The sequence below is a fragment of the Caballeronia sp. LZ062 genome (genome assembly GCF_031450785.1).
Classification (GTDB): Bacteria; Pseudomonadota; Gammaproteobacteria; order Burkholderiales; family Burkholderiaceae; genus Caballeronia.
Genome location: NZ_JARTWB010000002.1, coordinates 3,005,512 through 3,012,873, shown reverse-complemented (window position 1 = coordinate 3,012,873; position 7,362 = coordinate 3,005,512). Strand labels below are relative to the sequence as shown.

8 protein-coding genes and 1 tRNA gene are annotated in these 7,362 nt (G+C 59.7%); 1 reads left to right on the top strand and 8 read right to left on the bottom strand.

The features are described 5' to 3' along the window. Positions 1–135 precede the first annotated feature (135 nt). From P9239_RS20180 to P9239_RS20150, 7 genes are all read right to left on the bottom strand, one after another. Positions 136–211 (bottom strand) — tRNA-Thr (locus tag P9239_RS20180). Between the two features lie 18 nt (positions 212–229). Beyond that, a complete protein-coding gene (locus P9239_RS20175) occupies positions 230–739 on the bottom strand; it encodes a ClpXP protease specificity-enhancing factor (protein ID WP_309753913.1) in 510 nt (169 codons plus the stop codon). A 63-nt stretch (positions 740–802) separates the two neighbouring features. Then, positions 803–1,414 (bottom strand): glutathione S-transferase N-terminal domain-containing protein, encoded by a 612-nt coding sequence (locus P9239_RS20170; RefSeq protein WP_008344155.1) that lies wholly within the window; start codon positions 1,412–1,414, stop codon positions 803–805. 90 nt (positions 1,415–1,504) lie between these two features. Further along, entirely contained in the window at positions 1,505–2,260 is a 756-nt protein-coding gene (locus P9239_RS20165; RefSeq protein WP_309753912.1) for a cytochrome c1, read from the bottom strand. Positions 2,261–2,282: 22 nt separating this feature from the next. Next, positions 2,283–3,665: a cytochrome bc complex cytochrome b subunit gene (locus P9239_RS20160; protein ID WP_309753911.1), complete on the bottom strand. Its 1,383-nt coding sequence runs from the start codon at positions 3,663–3,665 to the stop codon at positions 2,283–2,285. Then, positions 3,666–4,286, bottom strand: coding sequence for a ubiquinol-cytochrome c reductase iron-sulfur subunit (gene petA, locus P9239_RS20155; protein WP_309753910.1), 621 nt, complete (start codon positions 4,284–4,286; stop codon positions 3,666–3,668). Positions 4,287–4,499: 213 nt separating this feature from the next. Beyond that, entirely contained in the window at positions 4,500–5,246 is a 747-nt protein-coding gene (locus tag P9239_RS20150) for a Nif3-like dinuclear metal center hexameric protein (protein ID WP_309753909.1), read from the bottom strand. 20 nt (positions 5,247–5,266) lie between these two features. Here P9239_RS20150 and P9239_RS20145 point away from each other — a divergent pair, with 20 nt between their 5' ends. Further along, positions 5,267–6,484: a Do family serine endopeptidase gene (locus tag P9239_RS20145; RefSeq protein WP_309753908.1), complete on the top strand. Its 1,218-nt coding sequence runs from the start codon at positions 5,267–5,269 to the stop codon at positions 6,482–6,484. A gap of 99 nt (positions 6,485–6,583) precedes the next feature. Here P9239_RS20145 and tatC read toward each other — a convergent pair whose 3' ends face one another. After that, complete coding sequence (gene tatC / locus P9239_RS20140; RefSeq protein WP_309753907.1) at positions 6,584–7,360, bottom strand: twin-arginine translocase subunit TatC; 777 nt, start codon at positions 7,358–7,360, stop codon at positions 6,584–6,586. Positions 7,361–7,362 lie beyond the last annotated feature (2 nt).

The window sequence follows — 7,362 nt, the reverse complement described above, 5'->3', positions numbered from 1 at the left end:
TACGTCGTTTCGGTCAGTGTCAACAAGTTTTTGAAGCTTCTTTTTGACTCGCCTATCGGCGCTGACCTGCGAACCAACTGGCTCGCTCCAAGCAAACGGGTCGTGCGGACATCGCACGACCCGTCGACGCTAACTTGGTGCCGGCTGCAGGACTCGAACCCGCCACCTGATGATTACAAATCAACTGCTCTACCAGATGAGCTAAGCCGGCGAAGGACGAGATTCTACTTCATTTAACGACTTTGAGGTGCGATCGACTGGCTGATTTCGACGCGTCGTCATCGGATACACCCGACGGCGTGTCATCGCGCGAAGAAGCCGCGCCGGCGTCGTGCCGATCTTCCGCCGCCTCGACGTGACGATCGTCCCGCTCGACAGCACGAGGCGCAGCCGATGCGCTCGTCGGCTCGCTTGCCGCATGCGTCGAAGGCTCCACGGGAAACGCCATTCCCTGCCCGTTTTCCCGGGCGTAGATGGCGAGCACGTTGGCAACCTGGACTTCGATCTTGTGCGACTTTCCCGAGAATCGCGCGCTGAACTCGATCCATTCGTTACCCATCTGCAACTGGCTCGTCGCCTCGAAGCTGATGTTCAGCACGATCTCGTCATTGCGCACGAACTGGCGCGGGACGCGCGTGGCGCCGTCGACCCGCACGGCAATGTGCGGCGTAAAACCGTTATCCGTGCACCATTCGTACAGCGCGCGCAACAGATAAGGCTTGGTGGAAATTTCTTGCATCAACTTTCCTCTGCCGGAGCACGGTCACGCGAACTCGCGCTCGCCGCGCCCCGTTCTCGCAAACTATCGACGCATCACCTTTTCGGAAGGCGTGAGCGCTTCAATATAAGCCGGGCGGCTGAAAATTCGCTCGGCGTACTTCATCAGCGGCGCGGCGTTCTTCGACAGCTCGATGCCATAGTGATCCAGACGCCACAAGAGCGGCGCGATCGCGACGTCGAGCATTGAGAATTCCTCGCCCAGCATGTACTTGTTCTTGAGGAAGATGGGCGCGAGTTGCGTCAGGCGGTCGCGAATCGCGCTGCGTGCCTTTTCGTGATTCTTCTCGGCTGCCTTGCCCTTCTCGTTCTCGAGCGTGCCGACGTGAACGAACAGCTCCTTCTCGAAGTTGAGCAGGAAGAGACGCGCACGGGCGCGCTGGACCGGATCGGCCGGCATCAACTGCGGGTGCGGGAAACGCTCGTCGATGTATTCGTTGATGATGTTCGACTCATACAGGATCAAGTCGCGCTCGACGAGGATCGGCACCTGACCGTACGGATTCATCACCGCGATGTCTTCCGGCTTGTTGAACAGATCGACGTCGCGGATCTCGAAATCCATGCCCTTTTCGAACAACACCAGCCGGCAGCGCTGGGAGAACGGGCAAGTAGTGCCGGAATACAGAACCATCATGTTTTTAAGTCCCTTCAGTAAACTCGAAGGGCCGGCCGCGGCGAATCCCTCCCGGGAGTCGCCGCGCCGACCCACGCCGTCGATGGCGTGCTATTTGATATCTCGCCAGTATGCCGCGTTCAGACGCCATGCGAGGAAGCTCAGGAGCGCCAGGAACAGCAAGACCCAGACGCCGAGGCGCTTGCGGGTCTGCTGGGCGGGTTCAGACATCCACGAAAGGTACGAAACCAGGTCGGCCACAGTTGAATCATAATCCACGTTCGACATGGTGCCAGGCGTCACCTGAGTGTAACCCACGAATCTTTTTACCTTTTCCCCGGTTTTCTCATCCGTATCGGTCTCGAATCGTGCGTCGCGGATGCCCTGCAGCGTCCACAGCACGTGCGGCATTCCTACGTTCTCGAACACGCGATTGTTCCAGCCGGTCGGCCGCGTCGGATCGCGGTAGAAGCTGCGCAAGTACGTATAGAGCCAGTCCTTGCCGCGCGCCCGCGCCTCCACCGACAAATCCGGCGGCGACGCGCCGAACCACGCTTTCGCGTCGTCGGGACGCATCGCGACGCTCATCGTGTTGCCAATCTTGTCCGTTGAGAACAGCAGATTGTCCTGAATCTGCTTTTGCGTCAGCCCGAGATCGGTCAGACGGTTGTAGCGCATCAGGCTCGCACTATGGCAATTCAGGCAGTAGTTTACAAAGATTTGGGCGCCATGCTGCAAAGACGCAAAATTGTCCGCGTTATCGGGCGCGCGGTCCAGCACCGCTTCTTCTTGCGCGTGCGCCGGCGCGCCGCTGAACGCAAACATCGCCGCGCCGATCATCGCGAGAGTCGAGAGCCATTTTTTCATCGTGTCGTCTCCGGACGGGCGCTCAGTGGAGTTTGTAGTTCACTCGCTCGGGCGGCGTCTTGAACCTGCCGCGCGGCGTCCAGAAAGGCATTCCGAGGAAAAACGCGAAGTAAACGAGCGCGCAGACCTGCGCGATAAGCGTCGCCCCCGGCGACGGCGGTCTTGTTCCGAGAAAGCCCAAGATGAGAAATGCGATAACGAAGATCCCGTAAAACACCTTGTGGAACAGCGGCCGGTAGCGGATGGACTTGACCGGGCTGCGGTCGAGCCACGGCAAGAAAAACAGCGAAACGACCGCCGTGCCCATGACCACCACACCCCAAAACTTGGATTCGGTGAGCGCCATGAACACGATGACGATGAGCGCCAGCACCGGCAGCCCGATGCGCCACTTTCCGCGCGCCCGCAGAAGCGCGAAAACCCCGAGCAACCCGATGACGATCATCAGCACGATCTTGAATGGATCCGTGGTCGCACGCAGCATCGCGTAAAACGGGGTGAAGTACCACACCGGCGCGATTTCAGACGGCGTTTGCAGCGGGTTGGCCGGCACGAAGTTATTCGCTTCGAGGAAATACCCGCCCATTTCAGGGGCGAAGAAAATGATCGCCGCGAAAATCAGCAAAAAGACGCACACGCCCATGAAGTCGTGCACCGAGTAATACGGATGAAACGGAATACCGTCGAGCGGGATGCCGTCCGCGTCCTTTTTCGCCTTGATCTCGATGCCGTCCGGATTATTCGATCCTACTTCATGGAGCGCGACCAAATGCGCGACCACGAGTCCGATCAACACCAGCGGAATCGCAATGACGTGGAACGCGAAGAAGCGGTTCAACGTGACATCGGACACGACATAATCGCCGCGAATCCACAGCGACAAGTCAGGGCCGATAAACGGGATCGCCGAAAACAGATTCACGATAACCTGCGCGCCCCAGAACGACATTTGCCCCCAGGGCAGCAGATAGCCGAAGAACGCTTCCGCCATCAGACACAGGAACGTGGCGCATCCGAAAATCCAGACGAGCTCTCGCGGCTTGCGGTACGACCCGTACATCAGGCTGCGGAACATATGCAAATAAACGACGATGAAAAACATCGACGCGCCCGTCGAATGCATATACCGGATCAACCAGCCCCACGGTACTTCGCGCATGATGTACTCGACCGATGCAAACGCCAGCGTCGCATCGGGCTTGTAATTCATGACGAGAAAAATGCCCGTGACGATTTGAATAACCAGCACGAGCATTGAGAGGGAGCCGAAGAAATACCAGAAATTAAAGTTTTTCGGCGCGTAGTATTCGGAAACGTGTTTCTTCCAGGTGGACGTCAATGGGAATCGGCGATCGATCCAGCCGGTGAGGCCCGTCGTTTCCACGTCCTTGTCTGCGGTCGCCATTTAAGCCTCTCCCTTTTCGTCCTTGCCGATCACGAGTTGCGTCGCGGAAGTGAACATGTACGGAGGCACGTCCAGGTTCTGCGGCGCGGGCTTGTTCTTGAAGACGCGGCCGGCCATGTCGTAGGTCGAGCCGTGGCACGGGCACAGAAAACCGCCGGGCCAGTTATCGGGAAGATTGGGTTGAGCGCCTTCGGTGAAGCGCGGCGTCGGCGTGCAGCCGAGGTGCGTACACACGGCGACGGCCACGAATATGTTCTTGTGATCGGCGCGGGAGCGGAACTCGTTGTTGCAGTATTCCGGCAACGGCATCGAGAATTCCATCTTGGACTTCGGATCGGCCACTTCGTTGTCGGCCTTTTTGACGTCCGAAAGCATTTCGTCCGTGCGATTGACGATCCACACCGGCTTGCCGCGCCAGGCAACCGTCATCATTTCGCCCGGCTTGAGTCCGCTGATATCGACCTCGACGGGCGCACCCGCCGCCTTCGCCTTCTCCGATGGAGCGAAAGAACCAACGAAGGGAACCAGCGTTGCCACACCTCCGACACCACCTGCCACGGTCGTCGTAATCAGCCAGGTACGGCGGCCGCCATCGACGCGCTTATCGTCCTTGTCTCGCATCACACGCCCCACTTCTGAGTTGGATTTATACCGTCACATCAGTGTTCCGCCGCTAGTGTGCGCGAATGGAGTTGGCATTTACAAGGCCCGTTCAGGGAAAATTACCCGAAAATAGCAGACCTTCCGGGTTTTCCCCACGTTTTCGCGCGTTCGCGTGAAGCATTCGTTCATGGCGACAGCCGGTCCGGAAAGAGCGAGAAAGCGCCGCCGCAGTTAGACCGGATTATCGATATCGATAAACACATGCTCGATGTCGAACTTCTCGTATAAGTGCGCGCCGACCGCCTGCACGCCGTATCGCTCGGTCGCGTGATGCCCCGCCGCGATATACGCCACGCCCGATTCCGCCGCGATATGCATCGTCTGCTCGGACACTTCTCCGCTCACGTACACGTCGGCGCCCGCGTCGATAGCCTGTTCGAAGTAGCTCTGCGCGCCGCCGGTGCACCACGCGATTCGTCGCAGTTCTCGGTCCGCGTCGCCGAAGACGAGCGGCTTGCGGCCCAGCGCGTTCTCGACCGTGGCGGTGAAATGCTCAAGCGGAAGCGGCATGGCGAGCGGCGCGATCCAGCCGAGGTCCTGATCGCCGAACCGGCCGTCGGCGATGAGTCCGAGCCGCGCGCCGATTTGCGCGTTGTTGCCGAGCTCGGAATGCGCGTCGAGCGGAAGGTGGTAGGCGAAGAGATTGATGTCGTTGGCAATCAGCGTACGCAGCCGCCGATGCTTGCGGCCCGTGATCTGCGGCGCCTCGTTGCGCCAGAAGTAACCATGATGGACGAGCACCGTATCCGCGCCCCACTCCAGCGCGGCTTCCAGGAAGGCGAGCGAAGCCGTGACGCCGGTCGCGATTTTCTGAACGCGGCGCGTGCCTTCCACCTGTAGGCCGTTCGGGCAATAGTCCTTGAAGCGGCCGATTTCCAGCAGGTTGTTCAGATACAATTCGAGTTCGATCCGATCCATGAAATCCTCTATCCCTTCAAATGCTTAGACGCTTCTGGCTGTTTTTTGCCCAAGCGGTCACCGTGCTTTTGGCTCTGATGTTCATCATCGCGACCCTGAAACCGCAGTGGCTTCAACGTCAGGGCCAATTCGGCAAGCAACTCGCCGAGCCGATCGTCGCGTTACAGGAAGTGGCGCCGAGCATCGGCTCGCGCCCGCTCCAGTCGTCGTATGCGGACGGCGCGCAAAAGGCGATGCCCGCGGTGGTGAACGTGTTCTCCAGCAAGGACGGCAATCTGCCGGCGGACCCGCGCGCCAAAGACCCGCTTTTCCGCTACTTCTTCGGCGACAAGAACAGACGCAAGAACGACGAGCCGCCCGCGTCGAATCTCGGGTCAGGGGTCATCGTCAGCTCGGAAGGTTACATTCTAACGAACCAGCACGTCGTGGACGGCGCGGATCAGATCGAAGTCGCGCTCGCGGACGGCCGCACGTCGAGCGCAAAAGTCATCGGCGTCGACCCCGAAACGGATCTCGCGGTGCTGAAGATCGGCATGACGAACTTGCCGAGCATCACGCTCGGGCGAATGGACCAGACGCACGTCGGCGATGTCGTGCTGGCAATCGGCAACCCGTTCGGCGTCGGCCAGACGGTGACCATGGGCATCGTGAGTGCGCTCGGGCGCAATCACTTGGGCATCAACACGTTCGAGAACTTCATTCAGACCGACGCGGCGATCAATCCCGGCAATTCGGGCGGTGCGCTCGTCGACGTGAACGGTAATCTGCTCGGCATCAACACGGCGATTTATTCGCGCAGCGGCGGCTCGCTCGGCATCGGTTTCGCCATTCCGGTGTCGACAGCGCGGAGCGTGCTGGAAAGCATCATCACCACGGGCACGGTGACGCGCGGCTGGATCGGCGTCGAACCGCAGGACGTGACGCCGGAGATTGCCGAATCGTTCGGGCTGGATCAGAAATCCGGCGCAATTGTCGCGGGCGTGCTGCAAGGCGGCCCAGCGGACAAGGCAGGCATCAAGCCGGGCGACATTCTCGTGAGCATCAACGAGGACACGATTACCGACACCACGCGCCTCTTGAACGTGGTTGCTCAGATCAAGCCGGGCACGTCCGTGAAAGTACACCTGATGCGCAAGAACAAGGAACTGGACGTGAACGTGATGATCGGCAAACGCCCCGCGCAGCCGAAGGCGCCGCAGATGCCGGACGAAGATCAGGGCGATCAAGGCGACGAATGATCCGCGGCGGTGCAAATAAAAAAAAGGCAGCTTTGGCTGCCTTTTTTGCTTCTCGACCCGCGCACTCGCTCTAACCGGCGCCGCGACAATCAGCCGCAGCTACTTCGCGACGACTTCTCCGCTCTTGATTGCGTCCTTTCCGACCACCAGCCGCGCCGCCACGATTCCCGCCTCGTACAAGATGATGAGCGGAATGGCGAGAATAAGCTGCGAAAAGACGTCCGGCGGCGTGACCACCGCCGAAATGATGAACGCGCCGACGATCACATACGGCCGGATCTGCTTGAGCTTCTGAATCGACACCACGCCCATGCGCGCGAGCAGCACCACAACGATGGGCACCTCGAATGTCACGCCGAACGCAAGGAACATGGTGAGCACGAAGCTCAGATAATTGTCGATATCCGTCGTCATCTCCGCGCCGAGCGGGGCGTTGTAATGCGCCATCACGCGGAAAATGGTCGGGAACACGACAAAATACGCGAAGGCCATGCCGCAGAGAAAGAGCGCGTAGCTGCTGGACACCAGCGGCGCGACCAGCTTTTTCTCATGCTGATAGAGCCCCGGCGCGACGAACGCCCAGATCTGATACAGCACCATAGGCAGCGCGATGACGAAGGCCACGAGCATCGTGACCTTCATCGGCACGAAGAACGAGCCGGTGACATCGGTGACGATCATCTTGCCGTCGCGCGGCAGGTTCTGCATCAGCGGACGCGCCAGCAGTTTGAAGATGTCGGGCGCCCAATACACCAGCGCGACAAAAACGACGATGACCGAAGCCCCCGCGCGAATGATTCGATCGCGCAGTTCCACCAGATGGGAGATAAACGTCTCTTCGACGGCCTCGTCTTTATTGTGTTGCGGGTCGCTCACGC